The sequence below is a fragment of the Pararhodobacter sp. genome (assembly GCF_034676545.1).
Lineage (GTDB): Bacteria > Pseudomonadota > Alphaproteobacteria > Rhodobacterales > Rhodobacteraceae > Pararhodobacter.
In genome coordinates, this window is the sequence record NZ_JAUCBZ010000015.1 from 634,973 (window position 1) to 658,649 (window position 23,677).

Annotated in this window: 16 protein-coding genes; 5 read left to right on the forward strand and 11 right to left on the reverse strand. The window is 63.0% G+C overall.

All coding sequences use genetic code 11. The features are described 5' to 3' along the window. The 3 genes from VDQ28_RS06540 to VDQ28_RS06550 all read right to left on the reverse strand — a co-directional run bounded on the left by VDQ28_RS06540 (position 1) and on the right by VDQ28_RS06550 (position 8,894). Entirely contained in the window at positions 1-945 is a 945-nt protein-coding gene (locus tag VDQ28_RS06540; RefSeq protein ID WP_323035164.1) for a glycosyltransferase family 2 protein, read from the reverse strand. After that, complete coding sequence (locus VDQ28_RS06545) at positions 942-7,286, reverse strand: type I polyketide synthase (RefSeq protein ID WP_323035165.1); 6,345 nt, start codon at positions 7,284-7,286, stop codon at positions 942-944. Before VDQ28_RS06545 ends, VDQ28_RS06540 begins: the two co-directional genes overlap by 4 nt. Before the next feature lie 90 nt (positions 7,287-7,376). After that, complete coding sequence (locus tag VDQ28_RS06550) at positions 7,377-8,894, reverse strand: hypothetical protein (RefSeq protein ID WP_323035166.1); 1,518 nt, start codon at positions 8,892-8,894, stop codon at positions 7,377-7,379. 184 nt (positions 8,895-9,078) lie between these two features. Between VDQ28_RS06550 and VDQ28_RS06555 the strand changes: the two genes are divergently transcribed. Further along, the gene (locus VDQ28_RS06555; protein ID WP_323035167.1) at positions 9,079-9,825 is read left to right on the forward strand and encodes a WecB/TagA/CpsF family glycosyltransferase; all 747 of its coding nucleotides are present in this window, start codon (positions 9,079-9,081) and stop codon (positions 9,823-9,825) included. Positions 9,826-9,829: 4 nt separating this feature from the next. Here VDQ28_RS06555 and VDQ28_RS06560 read toward each other — a convergent pair whose 3' ends face one another. Then, positions 9,830-10,795, reverse strand: a complete 966-nt coding sequence (locus VDQ28_RS06560; RefSeq protein WP_323035168.1) for a glycosyltransferase — start codon at positions 10,793-10,795, stop codon at positions 9,830-9,832. 130 nt (positions 10,796-10,925) lie between these two features. Between VDQ28_RS06560 and VDQ28_RS06565 the strand changes: the two genes are divergently transcribed. Genes VDQ28_RS06565 through VDQ28_RS06575 form a run of 3 tightly spaced genes read left to right on the forward strand, consistent with a single transcriptional unit; the run spans position 10,926 to position 14,514 of the window. After that, a complete protein-coding gene (locus VDQ28_RS06565) occupies positions 10,926-12,095 on the forward strand; it encodes an acetyl-CoA acetyltransferase (RefSeq protein ID WP_323035169.1) in 1,170 nt (389 codons plus the stop codon). Next, the gene (locus tag VDQ28_RS06570) at positions 12,092-13,693 is read left to right on the forward strand and encodes an acyl-CoA synthetase (RefSeq protein WP_323035170.1); all 1,602 of its coding nucleotides are present in this window, start codon (positions 12,092-12,094) and stop codon (positions 13,691-13,693) included. The genes VDQ28_RS06565 and VDQ28_RS06570 overlap by 4 nt, the downstream gene beginning before the upstream one ends. Continuing rightward, complete coding sequence (locus VDQ28_RS06575) at positions 13,690-14,514, forward strand: hypothetical protein (RefSeq protein ID WP_323035171.1); 825 nt, start codon at positions 13,690-13,692, stop codon at positions 14,512-14,514. Before VDQ28_RS06570 ends, VDQ28_RS06575 begins: the two co-directional genes overlap by 4 nt. A 21-nt stretch (positions 14,515-14,535) precedes the next feature. On the opposite strand, the gene idi is transcribed toward VDQ28_RS06575, so the two are convergent. From idi to VDQ28_RS06595, 4 genes are all read right to left on the reverse strand, one after another. Beyond that, a complete protein-coding gene (gene idi / locus VDQ28_RS06580; RefSeq protein ID WP_323035172.1) occupies positions 14,536-15,057 on the reverse strand; it encodes an isopentenyl-diphosphate Delta-isomerase in 522 nt (173 codons plus the stop codon). A 54-nt stretch (positions 15,058-15,111) separates the two neighbouring features. Beyond that, positions 15,112-16,413 carry a GumC family protein gene (locus VDQ28_RS06585; RefSeq protein ID WP_323035173.1) on the reverse strand — a complete coding sequence of 434 codons (1,302 nt, stop codon included), beginning with the start codon at positions 16,411-16,413 and terminating at the stop codon, positions 15,112-15,114. Between the two features lie 12 nt (positions 16,414-16,425). Beyond that, positions 16,426-17,313 carry a CpsD/CapB family tyrosine-protein kinase gene (locus VDQ28_RS06590; RefSeq protein WP_323035174.1) on the reverse strand — a complete coding sequence of 296 codons (888 nt, stop codon included), beginning with the start codon at positions 17,311-17,313 and terminating at the stop codon, positions 16,426-16,428. 121 nt (positions 17,314-17,434) lie between these two features. Continuing rightward, complete coding sequence (locus VDQ28_RS06595; RefSeq protein WP_323035175.1) at positions 17,435-18,781, reverse strand: oligosaccharide flippase family protein; 1,347 nt, start codon at positions 18,779-18,781, stop codon at positions 17,435-17,437. Positions 18,782-19,001: 220 nt separating this feature from the next. Between VDQ28_RS06595 and VDQ28_RS06600 the strand changes: the two genes are divergently transcribed. Beyond that, positions 19,002-20,222: a glycosyltransferase gene (locus VDQ28_RS06600; RefSeq protein ID WP_323035176.1), complete on the forward strand. Its 1,221-nt coding sequence runs from the start codon at positions 19,002-19,004 to the stop codon at positions 20,220-20,222. On the opposite strand, the gene VDQ28_RS06605 is transcribed toward VDQ28_RS06600, so the two are convergent. The 3 genes from VDQ28_RS06605 to VDQ28_RS06615 are packed head-to-tail and all read right to left on the reverse strand — an operon-like array spanning position 20,195 to position 23,654. Beyond that, positions 20,195-21,019 (reverse strand): glycosyltransferase, encoded by an 825-nt coding sequence (locus VDQ28_RS06605; RefSeq protein ID WP_323035177.1) that lies wholly within the window; start codon positions 21,017-21,019, stop codon positions 20,195-20,197. The two genes, VDQ28_RS06600 and VDQ28_RS06605, sit on opposite strands and share 28 nt — an antisense overlap. Then, positions 21,016-22,698 carry a hypothetical protein gene (locus VDQ28_RS06610; RefSeq protein WP_323035178.1) on the reverse strand — a complete coding sequence of 561 codons (1,683 nt, stop codon included), beginning with the start codon at positions 22,696-22,698 and terminating at the stop codon, positions 21,016-21,018. The genes VDQ28_RS06605 and VDQ28_RS06610 overlap by 4 nt, the downstream gene beginning before the upstream one ends. After that, entirely contained in the window at positions 22,695-23,654 is a 960-nt protein-coding gene (locus VDQ28_RS06615; RefSeq protein WP_323035179.1) for a hypothetical protein, read from the reverse strand. The genes VDQ28_RS06610 and VDQ28_RS06615 overlap by 4 nt, the downstream gene beginning before the upstream one ends. Positions 23,655-23,677 lie beyond the last annotated feature (23 nt).

The window sequence follows — 23,677 nt, forward strand, 5'->3', positions numbered from 1 at the left end:
TCAACTCTCCTGCGACAGACGCGTTCCCACACTGTGTCGCACGAGATCGCGGAGAAAATGTGGCGGCGTGTGGGGTTTCTTGCGTTGCAGCAACACCCGCACCCCGTAAACACCCAGGCCCGCGATATGCGCCAGCGTCGCGCCACAGGCGTAAATCCGACCGTGGTTCTTCTCGAAATAGTAGCGCCGCGAGGCAAACCAGTAGCTCGGGACGCGCTGCCATTCTTTCATGCCGGTGCTGACCGAGCCCAGGTGCATCACGCGGCTCTCGACCACGAAATCCGCGTGCCAGCCCGCCCGAGCGGCGCGGCGGAACAGGTCGGTTTCCTCGAAATACAAAAAGAACGTCTCGTCAAACAGGCCGATCTGATCCAGCACCGATTGCCGCATCAACACGCTGGCCCCGGCAAGCCACTCCACGCGCGCGGTTTCGGTCGGCAGATCCGGCGCGACAATCGCGTTTTTCAACAGTTTCGAAATCGGCCCGGTTTTCGCCGCGCCCTCGAATTCGCTGGCAATTGATGGAAAGCGGAACGCGGTCGAATGTGGCGCGCCGTCCTCGCCGTGAATGTAGCTTCCGGCAAAGGCGGTTTCCGGATGGGCCTCAAGATGATTGACCAATGCGCGAATGGCATCCGGGGCCGGGAACGCATCGGAATTCAGGATATAGACGAAATCGGGCTTCGAGCCATCTGGCAACCCGGCGCGAATGCCGACATTGTTGCCCGCACCATAGCCGCCGTTGCGCCCGGCTTGCAGCACCCGCACCCGTGGCCAACTCTGTGCCGCCTCGGAGATCGTCTCGAACGAACCATCCTGGCTGTCATTGTCGACAATCGTGATGGCACCCTCGATCCCTTCCATCGCGGTGCGTGCGAATTGCGCGGCGCGCAGGGTCATCTCGGCGGTGCGCCAGTTCAGGATGATACAGTTGACCGTGCTCATGCGTCGGCCTCCGAAATCAGGGTTTTCAGTTTCGCGGCCATAACCCGCACATTGGGCTCCAGCACCATGGAATCGTGATCACCCGGAACCTCATGCACCGTCAGGTGCGGCATCCAGGGCGACCACTCATTATCGTCGAAAACATATTCCTTGGCACGGCTCACCCAATGCCCGCCGGTCACTTTCCAGTGTTTATCCAGCGGCGGACGGAACAGGGCGACCGGCGCGTCATAGCGTTCAAGCATCACATACGGCAGTGACTCGCGAAATGCGCTCTCGATGGCCCGGTTCTGGAACCCGCTGCTGCATTCGCCATTGGCTTCGTCTGCCAGTCGCGCCAGCTCGTCTTTCCAATCGCGCCGCGCTTGCAACCACTCGACCACATAGCCCGGCCCTTTGCGGCGGAACTCGTGCAGCTTGATCATCGCCTTGTCAGCGCGGCTCAATTCTGGACGCAACGGCAGCGGCGTGTCCAGCAAGGTCAGCAGCGAAACCTCCTCGCCCGCCGCGCGCAACTGCTTGGCCATTTCCAGCGCGGTCAGGCCACCGCCCGAGAAGCCGCCCAGCAGATAAGGCCCTTGCGGCTGAATTTGCCGCACCTCGGTCAGATAATCGCGCGCCGCGTCATCGAGCCGCGCGTGTGGCACCGCATCACCCAACAGCCCGCGCGCCTGCAAACCATAGAATGGACGATCCTTGCCCAGCAGTTGCGCAAGGTGGCGCAGGTTCAGCACGTTGCCGAACATGCCCGCGACCAAGAAGAATGGCGTTTTCGGGCCACCTTCACCCTCGTGCATCGGCACCAGGAATTCATAGCGCCGCGTGGGTTTGGCCGGGGCCGGGGCGTTGCCGGTTTCCGTGATCCCCGCGATCTCGGCAACCCGCGCGGCGATCTTTTCCACGGTCGGGGCCTCGAACAGCACGGAAATGGGGAAATCGACGGCCCAGGTTTTCTTGACCCGCGCGAACAGGCGCACGGCAATCAGCGAATGCCCGCCGAGGTCAAAGAAACTGTCGCCGACGCCGACACCCTGAACGCCCAGCAATTCCTCCCACATCGCAACCAGCATCCGCTCGATGTCGTTGCGCGGCTCGACATAGTCGCTGTCCAGATCGGGGCGCTCGAATTTCTGGCCTTCCTCACTGTCGCGCCCAATCGGTTGCGCGGCTTCGGCAATCAATTCCGGCATGGTTAGAGACGAAATCACCACCTGACGCTGATCCACCGCCAGCGCGCGCAGGAACGCTGCGGCACCCTCGGCAGGGGTGATCCCCATCGCCAGATTGCGCGCCAAACGCTCTTCGCTGGGGTTCAGCGCATGGCTTTCGTCGCCCGATTGCGCGAACGCGACCTCGGATGGCAGCAGCGGGGCAGGGGCGCCAAAGCCGTCGTCCATCCGCTTGATCGTGAAGCGCGAGATTTCGGCGCAGACGTCGCCCTGAGGTGTGGCCAAAGTGATGTCGAAACTGGCGAAACCGGATTCGGTTGGGTTGATCCGCAGATGGCTGACGATTTCGGCGGGCAGGGCGCGATACACACGCACGCGCCCGTAAGACAGGGGCACCCAAAGCGCGCGGCCTTGATAGCCGGGGATCAGCTCCATCGCCCAGCCGGTTGCGATGTCGGTCAGGGCCGGGTGCAAGACATAACCCTCATCCAGATCGGCATGAAAAGAGGCGGGCAGCGACAGATGCGCAAGCCCCTCGTGCGCGCCGAACGCACGCCGGTTCAAAACCCGCCAGCGCGGACCGAAGGCCAGATGCGCCTCTTGGCTGGTTGGCATTCCGCCCGCATCCTCGGCAATATTGTCTTGGCACCGGGCGGAAATGGCGGCCACGTCCAGCGGTGCGGGGTGGGTCATGGCGCTCATCTCGACGCGCGCCTGCGCGTTCAGCGCAAAGCCCTTGCGACCGTGCAGCGTCACGGCCGAGCGCAGTTCAAACTCATAGCCCGCGTCGGTACGGGCCAGCGTGACGCGAATTTCTCGCGGTTGATCGACCTCCAAGGCGCGGAAAAACGTCAGATCGGCGATCTTGAACGGTTCCACCTCGCCTTGCCCATGCAGGGATTGCACCGCGATTTCCAGCATCCCGGTGCCCGGAACCAGCGCTTTGCCGTCCTTGGTGCGGTGCTCATCGAGCAGCCACATCTCGGGTGAATAAGTCGCCTTGAACTGCCGATTCATCCCGGCATCAAAGCCCGAGGTTTCCAGCAGCGGCACCGCCGTTGGCGTGTCGGGCAGCACCGGGCCAAGGCCCAGGCGCGCCGCCATCGCCTCGGCAGCCATGCCAACCTCGGCCCAAATGCCCCAGTTCAGCGACAGTACCTTTGTCTTGCCGTGACGCGCGCGCGCCCAAGCGTTCAGATATTCGTTTGCCGCGACATAATCGACCTGCCCGGCCGGAGCGGTCAACGTCGAGGTAGAGGAAAACACCACGATCTGCGCCACCGCACCATCCGGCAGCAAGGCATCGAGCACTCGCAACCCGTGAACCTTGGGGGCAAACACGCTTTCCACGCTGCCCACGGTTTTCGCCAACATCGGCGCGTCGTCAATCGCGCCCGCGGCATGGACAACCCCGTGAATCGTGCCGAACCTTGCCTGAATCGCGTCTAGGGCACCGCGCATCTCGTCGATGTTGCACACGTCCGCGGCGGTGACCATCACCTCGGCGCCCAGCGATTCCAGCCGTTCAACCGCCAGAATACGGCGTGCGATAGGGTCGGCGGGATTGTCGCGCAGGCTTGCCCAGGCACTGCGATCGGGCAGAGCGGTGCGGGCAATCAGGGCAATCCTTGCGCCAGAGGCGGTGATCAGCGCCTCGGCCACGGTTTGTCCGATACCGCCAAAACCTCCGGTAATCACCCAAGCCGCGCCTTGCGGCAGGTTCGGGGTTTCGGTCAGCGGTTGCGGGCGCAGACGCTGTTCATACCGCTTGCCGCCACGAATGGCAGCCACAGTATTTGCAGGTTCGGCAAACAACTCTTCCAGCAGCGCGGACGCCAGATCAGGGTTCCCGCCCCGTTTGCGGGTGCGCCCGTCAATATCCAGTGTTGACACCGTGACACCCGGCATTTCATGCGGCATGACCCGCGCCGGCCCGGCGATCATCGCCTTTTCCGGCCAGATCAGCGCTTCATCTTTGACCTTGGCTGCCCCGGCGGTGACCACGGTCATATGTATCGGGCCAGTCAGCCCCTCGGCAGCAATCGCCTGGCCGAGGAACATCAGCGAATAGAACCCCTGTTCCAGATGCGCCTGAAACGCGTTCGAGCCCGGGCGGAACCGCTCTTCACCGCTTGCCAGCCAGAAATGCGCGATCCGGGTGGGCACAGTGCCACGATGCACGAGGTCCTGGATCAAATGATCATACCCCTCGCGCCCACGTTCGGTCGGCAGGCTGTAAACGCTGTCTGTGCGGCGGCGGAACGTGTCGCCCGCCTGAACCTCGATCACCTTTTGCCCGGCGGCTCGCATCCGTGCAATGACAGGCGCGGCAATGCCGTCTTGATCGGTGAAGATCAGCCATGTTTCACGGGAAACAACGTCCAATTCGCTGTCGATATCAAACGCGATATCCGCCGAGCGCGGCACCCACGACAGGCGCGTGCCCATGTCGGCGACGTCTTCGATCCGCGCAGGGATCGCGCTGACGGTTTCTGCCGTGGCCGTCGCCGGAGCGATGAAGTATTCGCGCCGGTCAAAAGCATAGGTCGGCAGCGGCACCGTGTTGCGCCGCGCTTCTCCCCAGATTTGCGACCAGTCGAATGTACCGCCCAACGCCCAGATCCGCCCCAAGAGCCCCATGTGATAGAGGTCATCCGAGATTTCCTCATCCGGGTGGCGCAGAGCCGCCAAAACCTGCTGCGGCGGAACCGCGCCGTGCATCCGCGTCAACGACGAAAGCCCCTTGCCCGGCCCCACCTCCAACCAGATGCGATTGGGCTTTTCAGCAAGGTTAGAGACACAATCGGCAAACATCACCGTGCCGCGCAGGTGCTGAGTCCAGTAGTCAGGGCTGGTGGCTTGTTCAGCAGTCAGCGGCACGCCTGTGGTATTCGAGATTATCGGCAGGTTCGGCGCATGAAGAGGGATCGACGCCAGATAGGCGCGGAATCGGCCCAGAATAGGCTCTAACATACGCGAATGCGCGGCAATGTTGATGGCGATGCGCTGGGTTTCCACGCCATCCGCCAACAGCCGCGCTGCCAGATCATCCAGTCCGGCATCCGAGCCCGAGATCACCGTCAGCTCTTGCGCATTCACGCTGGCAAGGTCCAGATCGCCCAGGTATGGCCGCAACGCCTCAACCGACATCGGCACCGACAGCATCCCGCCCGCAGGCACCGTATCGAACAACGTACCGCGCAGATGCACGAGGCCGATGCAATCCTCAAAGCTCAGAACCCCGGCCAGACAGGCCGCCGTATTTTCACCCATCGAATGCCCGACCAGCGCGCTGGGCTGAATGCCCCAGGCCCTGAACATCTGCGCCAGCGCGTATTCGGTGATCATGATCAGCGGCAACTGCACCGAGGGCTTTTTCAGCGTCTCATTCGCGGCATCCTCGGCGCCGGGCTCGGGCAGCCAAAGCGCGCGCAGATCGTAGTCCAGACGCGGCTGCAAGATCTCCAACCCGCGATCCATCCATTCGGCAAACACCGGCTCGGTTTCATAGAGATCGCGCGCCATGCCCGCGTATTGCGCGCCGCCGCCGGGGAACAGGAACACCACATCGGGACATTCCAGCGCGGTATGGTTGAACACCCGCAAGGGGTTGTCGGCCTCCAACAATGCGGCGGCCTCCTCATGCGTTTCGGCCACAACGACGCGGCGCTTGTCAAAGGCGCGGCGGCCGTTATGTAGGGTCCAGGCCACGTCGGCCAAGTCTTGATCCGGCCTCGCGCGCAGATGGGTGGCCATGTTGCGGGCCTGCGCATCCAGAGCGGTCTTGTTGCGCGCCGACAGCGTGAGCATCTGGAACGGCCAGTCGCTTTCCTCGGACGCCGGGCGCTCTGGCGCTTCCTGCAAGATCGCATGCGCATTGGTGCCGCCGACGCCCAGCGAATTGACCGCCGAGCGCCTTGGGTGGCCGCGCCGCGCCCATGGCGTCAGAACCGCGTTCACGGCAAACGGCGAGGTCTCGAAATCTATCGTCGGATTCGGCACCTCGAACCCCAGCGAGGCCGGGATTTCCTTGTGATGCAGCGACAGCGCAACCTTGATCAGCGAGGCCACGCCCGCCGCCGAATCCAGATGCCCGATGTTGGTTTTCACCGAGCCGATACGGCAAAACCCCGTCGCGTCGGTGGTTTCGCGAAACGCCTCGGTCATCGCCGCCACCTCGATCGGGTCGCCCAGATAGGTGCCGGTGCCGTGGCATTCGACGTAGTCAATCGTCTCGGCCGGGGTGTCGGCGACGGCATGCGCCTCGGCGATGCAGCGTGCCTGACCCTCGACGGATGGGGCCAGATAGCCGGCCTTTTGCGCGCCATCGTTGTTGATCGCACTGCCTTTGATCACCGCCCAGATGTGGTCGCCGTCGCGCAGCGCATCGTCCAGCCGTTTCAACGCCACGCAACCCGCGCCCGAGCCGAACACAGTGCCCTGCGCGCGATGGTCGAAGGCATGGCACTCCCCGTCCGGGCTGAGAACCTCGTTTTCCTTGTAGAGATACCCGCGCCCCTGCGGCAACTCGACCGTCACGCCCCCGGCCAACGCCATGTCGCATTCGCCCGACAACAGCGCCTGCGTTGCGTAATGCACCGCGACCAAAGACGTGGAGCAAGCGGTTTGCACGTTCACCGACGGGCCGCGCAGGTCGAAGATATGCGAGACGCGGGTCGAGAGGAAATCCTTGTCGTTGCCGGTGTGGCGCAGCAGGAACATGCCCACATCGCGCACCAGATCGCGGTTCGAGCACAGGTTGAAATAGAAGTAGCTGCCCATGCCGCAGCCTGCATAAACGCCGATATTGCCGTCGAACCGTTCCGGCACCGTGCCCGCGTTTTCCATCGCCTCCCACGCCACCTCCAGGAATTGGCGGTGCTGCGGGTCCAGGATCGCGGCTTCCTTGGGCGAAAAACCAAAGAACTCGGCGTCGAAATCGGCAAAGCCGTCCAGCGGCGCGGCAAAGGGCACATATTTTGGGTCGCGCATCAACGCAGGGTCTTCGCCCGCTGCGATCAGTTCGTCGTCAGTCAGGCGGCGAATGGCCCGTAACCCGTTCCGCAGATTGTGCCAATAGGCCTCGATGGAATCGGCGCCAGGAAGATGCGCCGACATGCCAACAATGGCGATATCGGTTTCTGCGGTTTGGGTTTCGGCTTCGACGGACATGACGGACCTGTACTTCAAGAACACTTACGGGAAACAATCATCGTTTTGAGGCAAGAATTACGCACAAATCTGGCACAAAGGTGGCGGTGCTCAAAGAACCGTGCGGCGCTGCGGTTTTTGTGGTGACTCACGGCGCTCGGGTGTTTGCATATGCCCCAAAGCAACGCCCGAATGAGAGTGCTGCAACCGAGCCAGCCGTGCGGCGCGCGTTGTTGCGCCCAGCGCTTCGGCATAGCCCAGCAGCGAGCCGGCCATCAACCATGTGAACGGGATCAGCGTGGCATTGGGCAGCATATCGACCATATTCACCGCCAGAATCAAGGTCAGCGTCGAGACCGCAACCGGGATCGGCGGCGCCTCGGGTTTGCGCGCGTGCCACCACAGCCCGAAGATCGGCAACGCCATCAGTCCGAACATGCCGATAAACCCAAGCCAGCCATAGTGCCCCAGGGTGATGACCCATTGTCCATCGACAATCGACTGCGATTCGCCAGTCGCCGGGTCATAGACCATGAACCGCCCCCAGCCGCCCCAACCAAACAGTGGCTTTTCCGAAACATGGTCCAGAATGCGGTCCTCGTTGGTGAACCGATAGTCCAGCGATTGCGCGCGCTCAGGGTTAAAGGACTCGATGTTTTCCACCAGTTGCGTGGTTGGTATCAAGCCAGAGCCGCGCAGCATCGGATAGGTCAGCACCAGTGCGGCCATCACCGCCGCCATTGCCAGATGCATCCGCGGCTTCAGCAGCAAGACGACGGGCACGAAAACCAGCGTAAAGAACAGCGCGCCCATGGATTTACAGATCACCACCAGCCCGAACATGCCGCCAAGGATCAGCATCCGCTTGCCGCTTTCGTGGCGCGTGGCATCGCGCAGAAAGGCGGCGGCGGCCATCGCGCACATGAAGGCGAAAAACGCGACCCACAACCCGTGCGGCATGAAGACAAAAGGCCGGAACCCGCCGTTGCGCATTGCCTGGGCGAAGTCATGCTGAAAGAAGCCGTAAATGCGCGTATGCAATTGCGGGCTGAAGCGGACCTCCCACAGCATCGGCAGCGCATAGAGCGCGCCGGCAATGATCAGCGCAAACAGCACCTCGCGGATCGCCTCCTCCGAACGCAGCACGACCCGCGCCAGGAAAAACGGCAGCATCAGGAACACCTGTTGCGCCAAGGCCGAGACGGAATCGTAAATGCGCAGGCCGGGCAGCCCCCATAATTCCAGCGCGTTGGGGTCTACCAGTGTCAGGGTGCCGAACCGGTCGATGCCAAACCGGATCGTTTCCAGATTGGTCAGGACCGTGATCGCCGGGCTGACGATGAACATCACCAGCAGCGCCTTGCCCAGCAGGCCCTTGGGAAACAGGTCCGGAAACTTTCCCCAGACGCCGAGGCAAATGGCGAAGGCGGTCAGGTTGGGAATCGTCTCTTTGTTCAGCGCAGGCACAATCGGCAAATCAATCGCGCTGATTTGCGGCAGGACCATATACGCGCCCAAGATTGACCAGATCAGCGCGCGCTCCAGCGGTAGCTTCTTGAACAGGATGGCAGCCACCAGCGGCCAGCTCAGCAACGCGAGCAGCGCAAAGATATTGCCAACCTGAATCATGCCATTGCACCGAACGGGCGTGCGTTTCGTGCCGTCATTGCGTCCTTGCCCTTGCCTTGTGGTCGATGTCCCTCTGGCGGGGTATTTGTTCGACTTTGGCCCCACTAATAACGTATTTTTCAGATAGTGTCTGTATCGACACAGCGATCATCGCGGGCAATTGCGTTCAGAGTATGAGGTTTTCATGGAGTTTTCCTTTCCTCCCCATCAGATCACGGTGAACATGCCGAACGCAGCGGTGCTTTTGGCCGAGGTCCGCGCCCGCATGCGCGAGCGGCAGGGGTTTGCCTTGGCGACCATCAACCTCGATCACCTCGTGAAACTGGCGCGCGACCCGTTCTTTCGCGACGTTTACGCCGCGCAGGATCTGGTGTGCGCCGATGGCAACCCGATCGTCTGGCTGTCAAAGCTGGCGAACAAGCCTGTATCCTTGGTGCCCGGTTCCGACATGGTGTTGCCACTGGCCCATCAGGCCGCGCGCAACGGTGTGCCGATTGCCTTGATGGGCTCGACGGATGACGCACTGGCCGCCGCCGCCGAGTCGCTCAAAGCGCAGGTTCAGGGGCTCGAGATTGCCGCCTGTATCGCGCCGCCAATGGGGTTTGACCCCAAAGGCCCTGATGCCGTGCGCATCCTCGAACACCTCTCGGATTCCGGCGCCGGGTTGACCTTCATCGCGCTGGGTGCCCCGAAACAAGAGATTTTCGCAGCCTTCGGGCGTGATCTGGTGCCGCATATGGGCTTCGCCTCGATTGGTGCGGGGCTTGATTTTCTGGCGGGTCGGCAAACCCGCGCGCCCTATTGGGTGCGCAAGATCCAGATGGAATGGGCGTGGCGTATGCTGTCGAATCCGCGCCGCTTGGTCAAACGCTATGCCGAATGTGCGGCGATTCTGCCGGGTGAGGCGATGCGCGCGCTCAAACAACGTTGATCGGCTATTTATACTCGATCAACCGTTTTTCGCCCTTGCCCAACTGCCTTGAATAGAACCGGATCGCGCCCACGGCCTCGGGGAATTTCCCCAAGGTGTTGAACAGCGCCGCCTGCCAGCCCATGCGGCCGCTCAGACGCATCACCTGCACCGGATAAAGCAGCATCAGGGCCAGCGCCGCCGGGTGAAATAGTGACCCCACCAGCGCGACAATCGGAATCCCCAGACCCCAGATCCAGATGCGCTGCACCTCGCGGTCCCAATGCGGGTCTTGCGGCGTGGAAAATCGCGCCGCCCCCTCGGCAAAGGCATGGCCCGCGCGTTCGGTGCGTTTCCACCATTGGCCGAACCGGGTGATCTCGGCGTCGTGCCAGGTCATTTCGGCATCAATACGCCAGATCGTCCAGCCCCGCGCCCGCAACCGCAAGCACAGCTCCGGCTCTTCGCCGGCAATCAGATCCTCGCGGAATCCCCTGACCGCGGCAATCGCTTGATAGCGCATCAAGGCATCCCCGCCGCAGGATTTGGCCGCGCCCAGTGGCGTATTCCATTCGGCGTCAATCAAGGTGTTATAGACACTGGCTTCGGGGTGGCGCTCACGCCGCCGCCCGCAGACCACCGCGGCGCGCAGATTGTCATGCAGGAACTGCGTCGCGCGCGCCATCCACCCATCCCGCAGGGTGCAATCGCCGTCGATGAACTGCACATAGGTCGGCGGGTCCCGCGACAGCGCCGCCAGACCCGCGTTGCGCGCCCGCGCGGCGGTGAACGGCACCGACAGATCCAGCGAAACAACCGTCGCCCCCGCTGCGCGCGCCGCCTCGACGCTGCCGTCGCTCGACCCTGAATCGACATAGATCACGCGCCGCACCGCACCGTTGAGCGACTCGAGACAGGCGATCAGGCGCGCGCCTTCGTTCCTGCCGATCGCCACGGCGTCGATTGTCGGTGCTGGTGCCGCTTTTTTCATATGAACCCCGTCGGCACAGAAATAGAGCAGAGCGCCCTTTCGTGTCCAGCACCCACAGAAATCGCACGGCCCCTCTGGGCAAGCGCTGCGCAATGTGTTGCATTCCTGCCAAGCCACAGGAGGAATCCCCATGCCCAGCGCGCAAATCGTCGGTTGGAGCCACTCGAAATTCGGCAAATCCGAGCACTCCGACACCGAACACCTGATCGCCGAAATCCTCGCCCCGGCGCTGGAGCACGCGGGCGTCAGTGCCGAGGACGTCGACGGCATCTTTGTCGGCGTGTTCAACAACGGCTTCTCGCGGCAGGACTTTCAAGCAGCCCTCGTCGCGCTTGCCGATGAACGCCTGCGCCACACCCCGGCGATCCGCTTCGAGAATGCCTGCGCCACCGGGTCTGCGGCCTTGTACGGCGCGATGGATTTCATCGAATCCGGGCGCGGCAAGATTGCGCTTGTCGTCGGCGCGGAAAAGATGACCGCGACACCCACGGCGCAGGTTGGCGATATCCTGCTGGGTGCCTCCTATGTCGCCGAGGAAGCCGATGTGCCCGCCGGTTTCGCCGGTCTGTTCGGCCAGATCGCCGGCGGCTACTTTCAGAAATACGGCGACCAGTCCGACGCGCTGGCGATGATTGCCGCCAAGAACCACGCCAACGGCATGAACAACCCCTACGCCCATATGCGCAAGGATTTCGGCTTCGACTTCTGCAACACTCCGTCCGAGAAGAACCCCCATGTCGCTGGCCCCCTGCGTCGCACCGATTGCTCGTTGGTCTCCGATGGCGCGGCAATTCTGATCCTCGCCGATGCCGAAACCGCCGCGACGCTGAACCGCGCGATTGCCTTCCGCGCCCGCGTGCAGAGGAACGACTTTCTGCCTCTCTCGCGCCGCGATGTGCTCAATTTCACCGGCGCACGCATGGCTTGGGCCGGGGCGCTGAAAAACGCAGGGCTGACGCTGGATGATCTCAGCTTTGTCGAAACGCATGACTGCTTCACCGTCGCCGAGATGCTGGAATACGAGGCGATGGGGCTGGCCGAAAAGGGTCAGGGCCACCGCGTGATCCGCGACGGCGTGACCACGATGCAAGGCAAGCTGCCGGTAAACCCCTCGGGCGGGCTGAAATCCAAGGGCCACCCGATTGGCGCAACCGGCGTCTCGCAACACGTCATGGCCGCCATGCAGATCGCCGGCGAGGCGGGCGACATGCAGGTCAAAGATGCGCGCCTTGGCGGCGTGTTCAACATGGGCGGGGCGGCTGTCGCCAATTATTGCTCGATCCTGGAGCGCGTAAAATGAGAGTGGACCTGTCGCAGGGGCTCACCCCCGTCTCGACCCGGGTGATGAACCTTTCGCATTTCCTGACCGACATCGCCCGCCGCCACCCTGACGCCCCCGGTTTCATCTGGGGCGACCAGCACTGGACCTGGGCGCAGATGGAGGCCCGCGCCGCCGCCTTTGCCGAGGTGTTGCTGGACAAATACCACGTCGAAAAAGGCGACCGCATCCTCGTGCAATCAGCCAACAACAACCAGATGTTCGAGGCCATGTTCGGCTGCTGGCGCGCGGGATGCGTCTGGGTCCCCGCCAACTTCCGCCAGACGCCCGAGGAGGTGGCCTTCCTCGCGAAATCCAGTCAGGCAACCGGGCTGCTGGTCGGCGCGGAATTCCCCGACCACGCCGCAGCCTGCGCCAAATACCTCGAGTTCACCATCTCGATCGGCAAAAGCGAGTTCGCGCCGGATTATGACAAGCTGGTTGGCGAGTATCTCGGCGACCGTCGCCCCGCCGCCGATGTCGAGCGCGACGATCCCTGCTGGTTCTTCTTCACCTCCGGCACCACCGGCCGCCCCAAGGCCGCCGTTCTGACCCACGGCCAGATGGGCTTTGTCGTCACCAACCACCTGTGCGACCTGATGCCCGGCACCGGCCCCGATTGGGGCAGCAACGACGCCTCGCTGGTCGTCGCCCCTCTCAGCCACGGCGCGGGCATCCACCAACTGACTCAAGTCGCGCATGGTGTGCCCTCGATCTTGCCGGCCAGCCCCGGCTTCGACCCGGCCGAGGTCTGGTCGCTGGTCGAAAAACATCGCGTCACCAACATGTTCACCGTGCCCACCATCGTCAAACTGCTGACCGAGCACCCTGCGGTGGACCAGCACGACCACTCCAGTCTGCGCTATGTCATCTACGCCGGCGCGCCGATGTACCGCGCCGATCAGATCACCGCGCTGGACAAACTCGGGCCAAAGCTGGTGCAATATTTCGGGCTGGGCGAGGTGACCGGCAACATCACCATCCTGCCGCCCACGCATCACACGACCGGCGATGACATGCGGCTGGGCACCTGCGGCTTTGCCCGCACCGGCATGCATGTGCAGATCCAGAGCCCTGAGGGTATCGAATGCGCCCCCTTGGAAACCGGCGAAATCTGCGTCACCGGCCCCGCGGTGTTCGCGGGCTATTTCAACAATGCCGATGCCAATGAAAAATCGTTCCGCAACGGCTGGTTCCGCACCGGCGACCTTGGCCACATGGATGAAAACGGCTTCGTCTACCTGACCGGCCGCGCCTCGGACATGTATATCTCCGGCGGCTCCAACATCTACCCGCGTGAGATTGAGGAGAAAATCCTTCTGCACCCGGCGATTTCCGAGGTTGCCGTGCTGGGTGTGCCCAACCGCAAATGGGGCGAGGTCGGCGTGGCGGTCTGCGTTGCCAACACCCCAATCGAGGCCGCCGATCTGCTGGCGTGGCTGGCCGACAAAGTGGCGCGCTACAAACTGCCCCGGCATGTGATTTTCTGGGAGGACATGCCGAAATCGGCTTACGGCAAGATCACCAAGAACCTGATCCGTGCGGAACTGGCGGCGCGCGATCAATTACCGCCCGAATGATCACGCCCATCACCCACCCCGGCCCTGCGCCCAGCAAGCGCTGGGCCGTAGCGACCTGTGCAGCAATGCCCATCGACATCATCCTGCCGGTCGCGGAAACCCTCGCGCAATCGGTGGCGCTGGGCTTGGCGGGCTTTGACGGTGGCTGGCTGGTGATCGAAAATGCAGACCTCGCCAACCTCGATTTCGTGATCCCCGGCGAGGATACAACCGGCACGCACGCCGCGTGGTATGCCGGGCCGTATCGGATGGGGGCAGGGCGCATCGACCACCTCGGGCTGCATGCTGGCCGCAAGGACGGCGCAGCATGGCTGCACGGCCACGGCACCTTCTCCGCCCGCGATTGGCTAGGGCCAGCCATGGGCCATATCCTGCCGCTGGAAAGCCGCCTGTCGAAACCGATCCGCGCAAAAGGCTGGGGGCTAAAAGGCGCAAGGCTCGATGTCGCTCATGACCCAGAAACCAACTTCCCGCTGTTCCAGCCGGTCACCACCGGCACCAAAACCGGCGCCGCCCTGATAACCCTGCGCCCCAATCAAGACATGACCACAGCCATCGCCACCGCCGCGTCCGAGGCAGGCATTCGCAACGGCCGTCTCTATGGCCTCGGCTCCCTCACCTGTCCGCAGCTTCAAGGCCAGCCGCAAATCGACAGCCACGCCACTGAAATCCTGCTGACCGAGGGTCGCTTGACCAAGGGCACGGCCGAGATCGAGGTTGAAATCGTCACGCTCAACGGAACCCTGCACAAAGGCTGGCTGGAACCGGGTGCCAACGGCGTCTGCGTCACGGCGGAACTGCTGGTTATCGCGGACCTCTAGACATCATCTTGCCAAAAATACTCAAAAACCGGGCAACACCTGATCCGCGTGCTCGCGCAGATAAATTTGTAACCACGGTGTAAACTCACCAGGGCGCTCGGCCAGAGCGATCTGCAAGGTCGCGGCGTCGATCCAGGCCGTGTCCATCACCTCGTCGGGGTTTGGCGTCACCTCGGGCGGTATCGCGCACTCGGCAAGAAACAGATCCACCACCTCATGTTCGATCATGCCGCCGCCGACCTCGGCGCGATATTCCACTTGCCCGCGCGGCTGCAATTTCACGCCCGAGATGCCCAATTCCTCGGACAGCCGCCGCCGCGCACAGGCTTCGGGGTTTTCGCCCCACAAAGGGTGCGTGCAACAGGTATTCGCCCAGAGGCCGGGTGTGTGATATTTGCCCAAGGCACGACGTTGAATCAACAGCCGTCCACCGGCCACGACAAAGATGGAAACCGCCGGATGCCGCAGCCCTTGCTGATGCACCTCCAGCTTGTCCATCGGCTGCAAGTGGCCATCGACCCATGCGGGAATATCTTGTTGCATAACGCGCTGCCCTCTCCCCGCTTCTATGCCGCAAGACGCGACCGGGTGAAAGGGTTAGAAAATGCCGAGCAGTTTCGCGACGGTTGCAATGCCGGCTATCAGAACAACCAGACCTGCCGCCCAGATCATCTTGCGGCGACGGCGCTCAACGGCGGGCATCGCGTAGGGGATGCTCATCACCGGGCGCAATTGCAGATCGCGTTCGACACGCTGCGCGGTACGCATCACCGGTTTCAGCCATTCCATCGCATAAGCAAGCATGAGACCCAACATCAACCCGCCGATCACCCCCATCAGCGCCACTTTCTTGCGGCTGCGCGAGATGGGATAGTCGGGCACCAAGGCGCGCTCCAGCAGTTCAAAGCGTTCGGCCTGTTGGTCCACCTCGATACGCGCGCCCAGTTCCGCCTCGCGACGACGATCCGCGGCCGAGGTCAGTTGCGCCTGAAATTGCTCCATTCGCCGGTTCATCGCGATAAGCTGTTGTTCCACGACGGGTGCGGCCTCCAGCACGGCTTGGATCTCTGCCATCCGGGTTGAAAGGACGTCGGATTGATGGGTGAGCTGGGCGATTTCATCCGTCAGCTGCGCGACGCGCCGCTGGGTAACCGCGCGCGTTGACCCGGTGTCCTGCCCGGCCAATTCATTGCGCCGAATAGAAACCTCCTGCTCCAGAGCCAGCAGGCTGTCGGCCATTCGGCCTTGCTCGGCGCGGCGAATGGCGATGGCGGCGGGCAAATATCCTTCGTTTTCGCTGCTATACGTCGCGATCTCGATCTCGAGTGCGGCAATCTCGGTTTCCAGCCGCTCTTCGGCGGCGCGGAAGAAATCAACCGTCTGCTGTGCTTCGTTCTGTCGGTCGCTTTCGCTTTCCCGGATCAGAGAATCCGCCAGAAAGTTGGCGATGGCGGCGGCTTTGACCGGGTCGCTGTTGGAGGCCGAGACGATCAACGCCGACAACGAGCCATCGCGGGTAAAGCCCTGCTGCGCGGCGGCAATGGCAGAAATGCTCATCGATTCGCGCATCAGGCCGACTTGCTCGACCGTGCTCAGCGGGACGCCCTCGAACAGATCAAACCGGTCGGCCAGATCCAGCAGCGCCTCACGCGACATCAGCCGTTGTTCGATGATCTGCGCGCGCCGGGTCACATCGGGGGTTGTCGCGGACCCGCCTTCGTCGCCGACAGCAATCACCGGGTTGATCACCTGGATGACGGCGCTTGCGGAATAAACGCGCTCGGTCTGCATGGCCATGATCAGGCCCGCCACGACCCCCATTGCCGTGATCAGCGCAATCACTTGCCACCGTCGGCCCAGCCAGCTGAGCAACTCGTGCAGGTTTTGTATCGGTCCCATCCGCGCGCCCCCTTAGAAACGCCGACGCGACGCAGGGCGCGTGTCGCGGTCTTCGGATTTGTTCAGGGCGATGCCGATCACCGGGACTTGCCCCTCCAACAGACGCTCGCATTCGATGATTTCGGCGCCGGTGTTCGCTTTGCCGTCCGAGATCAGCAGCACCGCGTCAAGTTGTGGCAACAAGGCCTGCGACACAGTGTCATTCAGCAGCGGCGGCATGTCGAACACCACCACATCGGGCGCCAGCAGGTCATACATGGCGCGCAGGGCCAGGATCGCATCGGGCGCCAGCAGCAATTCGGCGCCATAGGGGATCACGGTGTCATTCATCGCCACCGCCAAGCCATTGCCGATGCGCAACAAATGGGTTTCCGGGTCGGTCTGACCCGTCAAGACTGCCTCAAGCGGGCCGGGTGCTGCAGTATCGAAAATCTCGGCAAGGCCGGGGGCCTGAAGGTCGGCATCAATCAGCAACACCCGCAGGTTTTCAAGCCGCGCGACACTGGCGGCCAATCCGGCGGCAAAAAAGCTGCGCCCTGCGCCGCGTTTGGGTGAGGTAATGCCGATGCGCCGCCAGTCATTGCTTTTCAGCACGCGCATCAATTGTGTGCGAAATTGATCAAACGCTGCCCCGGCAACCGCGCCGCGATCAATCGCCGGCACCAGACCAGAGCGCGCAATCAACGCCTCGGCGGTCAGATCGGTGGTTGGCAAACGGTCCCAGGCATCGGCAACCGCAAGGCCACGCGGCCCCCGCGATGGAGCGGTGCGCTCGGCCTGTTGCACGCGCCCTTGCAGCATCGGCGCATGGCCGATCGGGCGAGTCGGCGGCTCCGGCATTTTATCCGGATCGCTGCTGCGCCAGCCCAGGCGTTGCTCGAGAATGCGCGTGTTTACCATAACTCACCTCTGGCCGCCGTTCTGGTGGCCTACCCTACATATCTAGACAGTGATCGCGGAAAAGCCTGTCACAAATAGGGCAGAACAGTGAAAATTGCCCCTTGTCCGGGGTGTCTGCCCGTTACCGCGCGAAAATCTGCACCAAAGCCTCGCCATGCAACCACAGCACCAAAACCAGCAACCCGGCCGCGACAGAGGCCATGACCGCATCATGCAGCGGATCCCAGGCACCGTGTTTGCGCGCCAGGCGCAGTTGCAATGGATAGCTGAGCAGCGCTGTCGAGGCCATTGCAATTGGCGCACCGGGAATCCCCAATGCGGGCACCAGCATAACCAGCAGCGTCACCAGAATCGCCGCGCGTGATGCATTCAAGGCAAAGAACCCGCGTGAATCGCCCGAGGCGAGCGCCACTTGGTCATAAGTCAGGCCCAGCATTTGTGGCAGCAGCGCCATGCTGACGATTGTCGTCACCGCGCCGGATGCCGCGTAACGCGCATCATACAGCAGATCGACAATGAAAATCCCGCCCAAGGCCAAGGGGGCAACGCCCGCAATCAGGAACGCCGACAGCATGAAGCGGATGCGCCGCAAGCGGGCGAAATTCTCGGCGGATTCCTTCGGTGGGCTGGCGCGATAAATCGGGATCATCAGGCGCTGCACCAGCAATTGCCCCAGCATCAACGGAAAGCCCGCCAGGAAAAAGCCGATGTTATACAGGCCAAGCTGCTCCATCGTCAGATAATGGCCAAGAATCAGTTTGTCGCTTTGCAGCACCACGAAACCGGCGACCGTGCTGAAAAAGATCCAGCGGCCATAGCGCACCAATTCGCCCGCACAGTCACGGTCCAGATGCAGCCGATTCGAAATGCCGGGCAGCATGACCCAGGCCAGCAGCGCCCGCGCCAAGGCGCCAACCAGATTGCCCGCCACCAGCGCCCAGATCGACCCGGTCAACCAGGCCAGCGTCAGCATCGCGATCACGCTGAACACCTGCGCTGACATCTCCATCAACGTGACCCGGCCCAGCGCCATATGCCGCGAGGCGGTTTCGGCGCGCGTCGGCTCGATCGCCAGGAACAGGATGCTGAGCGCGGCGACCGGGATCAGGTGGAACAGCTGCGGCTCGTCATAGAACCATGCCATCGGCCAGGCCAGCGCACAGGCCATGACAAACAAGCCAATCGCGCGGATGATGTTCAGGGTCCAGGCGGTGTTCAGGAACGCCGGATCATCGCCGCGTTTGCTGCTTTGAATGGCGGGCTGAATGCCCAGATCCGACAGCATCGTCAGGCCGATCAACAGCACCGTGACCAGCGCCATCGTGCCGAACGCCTCAGGGAACAGCAGCCGTGCCAGGATCAGGTTCGAGCCAAAGCGCAAGATTTGTTGCGTACCGAATCCGACGATTGTAAAGGCCGACGACCGCATGACACGCCGCATCATTCCGCCCGAGTCTGGTGTTCTCATGATCGCTGCGTCTGCCACACTGAAACTCTTTTCCTACTGCCCTCACGAATCAGGGTCATTCGCAAGGAAGATTAACGTTGTTCCGGTTTTGCCAACGTAATAAGGCATATCTATGACGCCACTTCTGGTTGTATTTCTGCCCCGTCAAAGCCGCCCGCATTTCACGAATTCGCCAAAATTGCACCCTAGCAAAGGGTTTGAACAGTAGACAGGTGCCTGTGTGAAAGTCGGCTATATCCTTAATACCTACCCCGCGCCCTCGCACAGTTTCATTCGCCGCGAGGTGCGGGCACTTGAGCGGGCGGGCACGCAAGTCAAGCGTTTTGCCATGCGTCCGTTTGACGGCGATCTGGTCGATCCCGGTGATCGAGACGAGGCCGCCGTGACGGAATATGTCCTCGCCAAGGGCGTCATCGCGATGATCTGGGCGGTGTTTCTGGCGGGGCTGCGCGCGCCGCTGCGGATACACCGGGCTTTTGCGCTGGCGCTGCGCGTCGGTTGGCGCTCCGAGGCCGGGCTGATCAAGCATCTGATCTATTTCCTTGAGGCCGCCTATGTCTCGCGCCGGGTGATCGAGGAAAACGTGGACCGAGTGCACGCGCATTTCGGCACCAATGCGGCCTGTGTGGCGATGTTGGTGGGTGAAATGACGGGCCGCCCGTTCAGCTTTACGGTGCACGGCCCCGAAGAATTCGACAAACCCCAGGCTATCGCGCTGCCGACCAAGATCAGGCGCGCGGATTTTGTCGTGGCGATCAGCGCCTATGGTCGCAGCCAGTTGTGCCGTTTGGTCGAGTATCGCCATTGGTCGCGCATCAAGGTGGTGCACTGCGGCATCGAATCCAAGCATTACACCGAATCCCGCCCCATGCCGACCACACGCCCCGTCACCTTGGTCAATATCGGTCGTTTTGCGGAACAAAAGGGCCAGTTGTTGCTGATCGAGGCGATGGCCGAGGTTGCGCGCCGTGGTGTGGATATCAAGCTGGTCCTGATCGGCGACGGCGAGTTGCGCCCTGCGATGGAGCGCGCGATTTCTCATGCGGGTCTGGGCCGTCAGATCGAACTGACCGGCTGGCTGGATGAAGACGCCGTGCGCCGCGAGATTGCCGCTGCACACGCGCTGGTCTTGCCGTCCTTTGCCGAGGGGTTGCCGATGGTGATCATGGAGGCGATGGCCTCGGCCCGCCCGGTGATCGCCACCTGGATCGCCGGCGTGCCGGAGCTGATGCAAGACGGCAAAACCGGGTGGCTGGTGCCCGCGGGCGACGTGCCCTCATTGGTCGATGCGATGATCGCGCTTGCGACCGCGCCCGAGGACAAGCTGCGCCGCATGGGCACCACCGGCCGCGCCCGCGTCTTGCTGCGCCACAATGTCGATGTCGAGGCCGCGAAACTGGCCGGGCATTTCGCTCAACGGCCGCGCACCCAGCCGGATTGACCGCCCCATCCGGCGCGCACCGCCACCGTCACGGCGGCATAGGTCACAAAGGCTACCGGATCGCGCAACAACCGCCCCAGCAGCCAGCGTTTGCCGGGGCGCGCCTTGCCCTCATGCGCCATCAGATCGGGGTGTAACGCGGTCATCTGCACCACACCCTGATCCTGACGCCGCCGCACCCGCACCAATTGGCGAAACCCCTCGACCATTGGCCAACGATAGGTTCCCGGCACCTTGATGCGTTCTTCCGGCGTGAATTGCACCCGCACAAACGTATCGTCCGAGATGATCGCCGGAAACTGCCCCCAACGCGCGCGCCCCGCCGCATTGACGGCATAGAGCCCGAACCCCGGCACGCCCTGCGCCACAAACGGCAGCCTCACCCAAAACCTTGCATAAGCGCGGGTGATCCAGGAGCGCGCGGTGACAATCGGCGTGCCAGAGGCATAGCGCGCCTCCGTCACCGCCAAGGCCCGCGCCACCTCGGCCAGAACCGTCGGCGACACCAGCACATCGGCATCCAGATAGACTCGGGCGGCATGAACCGCCGCCGCATCGCCCGCATCCATCGCGCCATGCTTGCCCAATGCGGGCAGGTCGAGCACATCCAACCGCCAGCCGTTGTGCGCAAACCTGTCGGCAAAGGCCAACGCCCGCGGCACCGTCTCATCCGTGCAGCCATTCGCCGCGACGATCACCTGCGCGCCCTGCGGCCCGGTCGCGGCCAGCACCGCCGCCAGACAAGCGCCGATATAGGCCGCCTCGTTGCAGGCGGGGACAATGATCGACAGGCTCATCGCGCGGTGGCCTCCATCAGCGCATCCCAGCGTGGGTTCTGATCGTCCAGATGCCGCAGCGCCCCCCAAGACCCCCAGACCGACGGCTTGCCGACATCCATATAGGCCATGAACGGCGCCGGGGTCAGCGTATGCCACCCGGTGATCAACGCGCGATACAGATCGCCCATCTGCGGCGCATAATTCAGCGCGGTGAAGAAATCGACCAGCACCTGATCGCCGTGGTTCTCGGGCCGCACCACCACATGCGTGCCGCCCTCATACATCACCAGCGCCAGATCATAGGATCGCGCAACGGCGGCATGATGGGTCAGGGTGCGGTCGATCAAATCGCGGACCGAGTTCTCGGCATTGCCCGTCACGCTGCCATCAAGCAAGTCGCGCGCCGCCAGATCAATCGCCGCATCAAACCGATGTTCGACCAGATACGCATCGCGCGCCGCACCGGTCAGGCCCTGTTCATCGGCCTGCGCCTCGGCGGCTGCCAGACTGGTCGCCAGCCACTCTTGCAGCACCTCCTGTTTGCCCTCGGAATGCAACTCGCCCGAGAAATACCCGGTTACCGCCAAAACATCGAACACCTCATGCGGCGGGCGGTTCGCGGGATCCTCGGCCACATAATCCGGCGCTTCCAGCATATCCGCTTCCAGCCCCAGCCAGCCGGTGAACAGACCCAGCACCCGCACCCGGCGTTCAGGCTCGTCCTCGTAAACCGTGTCGATCACCCGCATGACCTCGGCGGCGCGCACGGCGGCGTATTGCACCCAGCCCCATTCGCGATCCCAACGACCCCGCGCGGCTTGCTCGGCCCAATCGGCCTGTGCAAAGGTCCAGTTCCAGATCTCGTTCGAGAACTCGAACCACGCGCGCAGCTCGGGGTTCAGGGCGTCATGCACCATCAAGGCGTGCTGGAACACATAGTCGTCATCGGCCAGATGGGGCAGGGTGAACCACGGCTCGGCCCCGGTTTCATTGGCCAGCCGGATCAGGATTTCCAACGGAACCCCGCGCCGCGCCCAGGAATAATCCGCGACCCGCGCGCGCTGATCCCAATGGCTGACCTCGGAATTGTTGGTCAGGGTCCAATCCATGAAGCGCAATTGTTCCACGTCAGCGATCCGCGCCAGCCAGTCAGGGTTGAACACTTCGCCCGCGACAAACCGGTTCAGGTGGCGTTCATGCACGATCGACAGATTGCGCACCGAGCCGCGGTTGAACTCGATGATCACCGCGCCATTGCCCGGCTCGAATTGAAACGTGGCGCTGTTGTCGCCAAACCGCACATTGCGCGCCGCCCCGGTAAAGCCCAGATAGGCAGACCCCTCCCAGCGCGCGTGCCAGACCCCCGCAGTCGAGGTCATCCCGGCCGGCAGATCCACAAGCACCGAGGTCGAAACCCGGCGCGCATTGCGGGGCACGCCGGTTGGCCAGCCGTTTTCATCCAGAGCGCCCAGATCCTCCAGCGCCGCCTCATCCAGCCCGCCCCATTGGTTCGGCAAATGCCCGATCCAGCGCGTCGCCGTGTGCATCACGTCGATGAACGGCAATTCGGTGGACCAGCCGACAACTTCGGCCAGGTTCAATCCCAGCGCGCGGCGCCCCTCACGCGGGGCCACGTCGATTTGTGCGCTGGCCAAGGAGGGCAGCAGCAGCGCCAGGATCAACAGGACAAGTCTCATTCCAATGCCTCCGGGGCCAACCCAGTGTTGGGCGTTGCGCGGACAACCGCATCCACGATCCGCTGCATCATCGCGGCGGCAAAGGGGTCAATCGGGTCGGCTTGCGTCCCATCCGCCCGGTGTAGCGCAAAGGGCAGCCCAACCACAGAGCGATGATAGAGTGTCGCAAAATGGACCAGCGCAATCAGATAATTGCCCTGATCATTCAGATGGATCGTATCAAGCGTGCCGTCGGGGTTGATGCGAAACAGATCCTCGGGCCGGGTCAGGCCGGGCGCTGTCTCGCCGTTCTGCATCCTCCGCGTGAGTTCTGCCAGAACCTGCGTTGACGGGATGATATGCAGCGGGCCCAGCGCAGGGTTCGCCCAAACACTGGCCAGCAACTGTCGCTCCCACAGTTCGGCCGGGTCGTTTTCAAGCCGGGCCAGCCAACCATCAGGGTGCTCCAGATCATGCCAGGTCTTGTACAGATACACCCGCACATCAGGCCGCGCCGCGCGCGCCGCCTCGACCCAAAGCGGCAGATAGCGCGGGCTGTCATGCCAGCGGATCGCGTCGCGCAACTCGACCATTTCGGTCAGGACGATCACGTCATAGTCGCCGCTGTCGATGGCCTCATGCGCCGGGCGGAAATGGGCGTGATCATTCTCGGCCTCGAACCCGCCGATCTCGATACGCTCATCCCAATGCGCCCTGAGCGACGTGCCCCAGCCCAACTGGCTTTCATAGCGATGGTCCGGCAGCCCGGCCGCCTGCGCCAGTTGCGCCAGCATCGCCGGCATGTCGCGGCCGACCAGACTGTGCCCGAGGTGGAACACCCGCAACCCTTGGGTTGGCGCGCTCAAAGTCGGTGCATTCGGCGTGTTCGAGGCGACGGATTGCGCCAACAGCGCCGCCAGTGCCAGACCGCTGGCGGCCGCTATCAGCGCAGTTTTCCGCAGAATTGACGTCCACATCGCGGCCAAACCCCCATAAAGTC

What these genes read in the sequence shown, in the direction of transcription:
- VDQ28_RS06540 (WP_323035164.1), bottom strand. Translation starts at nt 945, where the DNA reads ATGAGCACGGTCAACTGTATCATCCTGAACTGGCGCACCGCCGAGATG.
- VDQ28_RS06545 (WP_323035165.1), bottom strand. Translation starts at nt 7,286, where the DNA reads ATGTCCGTCGAAGCCGAAACCCAAACCGCAGAAACCGATATCGCCATT.
- VDQ28_RS06550 (WP_323035166.1), bottom strand. Translation starts at nt 8,894, where the DNA reads ATGATTCAGGTTGGCAATATCTTTGCGCTGCTCGCGTTGCTGAGCTGG.
- VDQ28_RS06555 (WP_323035167.1), top strand. Translation starts at nt 9,079, where the DNA reads ATGGAGTTTTCCTTTCCTCCCCATCAGATCACGGTGAACATGCCGAAC.
- VDQ28_RS06560 (WP_323035168.1), bottom strand. Translation starts at nt 10,795, where the DNA reads ATGAAAAAAGCGGCACCAGCACCGACAATCGACGCCGTGGCGATCGGC.
- VDQ28_RS06565 (WP_323035169.1), top strand. Translation starts at nt 10,926, where the DNA reads ATGCCCAGCGCGCAAATCGTCGGTTGGAGCCACTCGAAATTCGGCAAA.
- VDQ28_RS06570 (WP_323035170.1), top strand. Translation starts at nt 12,092, where the DNA reads ATGAGAGTGGACCTGTCGCAGGGGCTCACCCCCGTCTCGACCCGGGTG.
- VDQ28_RS06575 (WP_323035171.1), top strand. Translation starts at nt 13,690, where the DNA reads ATGATCACGCCCATCACCCACCCCGGCCCTGCGCCCAGCAAGCGCTGG.
- idi (WP_323035172.1), bottom strand. Translation starts at nt 15,057, where the DNA reads ATGCAACAAGATATTCCCGCATGGGTCGATGGCCACTTGCAGCCGATG.
- VDQ28_RS06585 (WP_323035173.1), bottom strand. Translation starts at nt 16,413, where the DNA reads ATGGGACCGATACAAAACCTGCACGAGTTGCTCAGCTGGCTGGGCCGA.
- VDQ28_RS06590 (WP_323035174.1), bottom strand. Translation starts at nt 17,313, where the DNA reads ATGGTAAACACGCGCATTCTCGAGCAACGCCTGGGCTGGCGCAGCAGC.
- VDQ28_RS06595 (WP_323035175.1), bottom strand. Translation starts at nt 18,781, where the DNA reads ATGAGAACACCAGACTCGGGCGGAATGATGCGGCGTGTCATGCGGTCG.
- VDQ28_RS06605 (WP_323035177.1), bottom strand. Translation starts at nt 21,019, where the DNA reads ATGAGCCTGTCGATCATTGTCCCCGCCTGCAACGAGGCGGCCTATATC.
- VDQ28_RS06610 (WP_323035178.1), bottom strand. Translation starts at nt 22,698, where the DNA reads ATGAGACTTGTCCTGTTGATCCTGGCGCTGCTGCTGCCCTCCTTGGCC.
- VDQ28_RS06615 (WP_323035179.1), bottom strand. Translation starts at nt 23,654, where the DNA reads ATGTGGACGTCAATTCTGCGGAAAACTGCGCTGATAGCGGCCGCCAGC.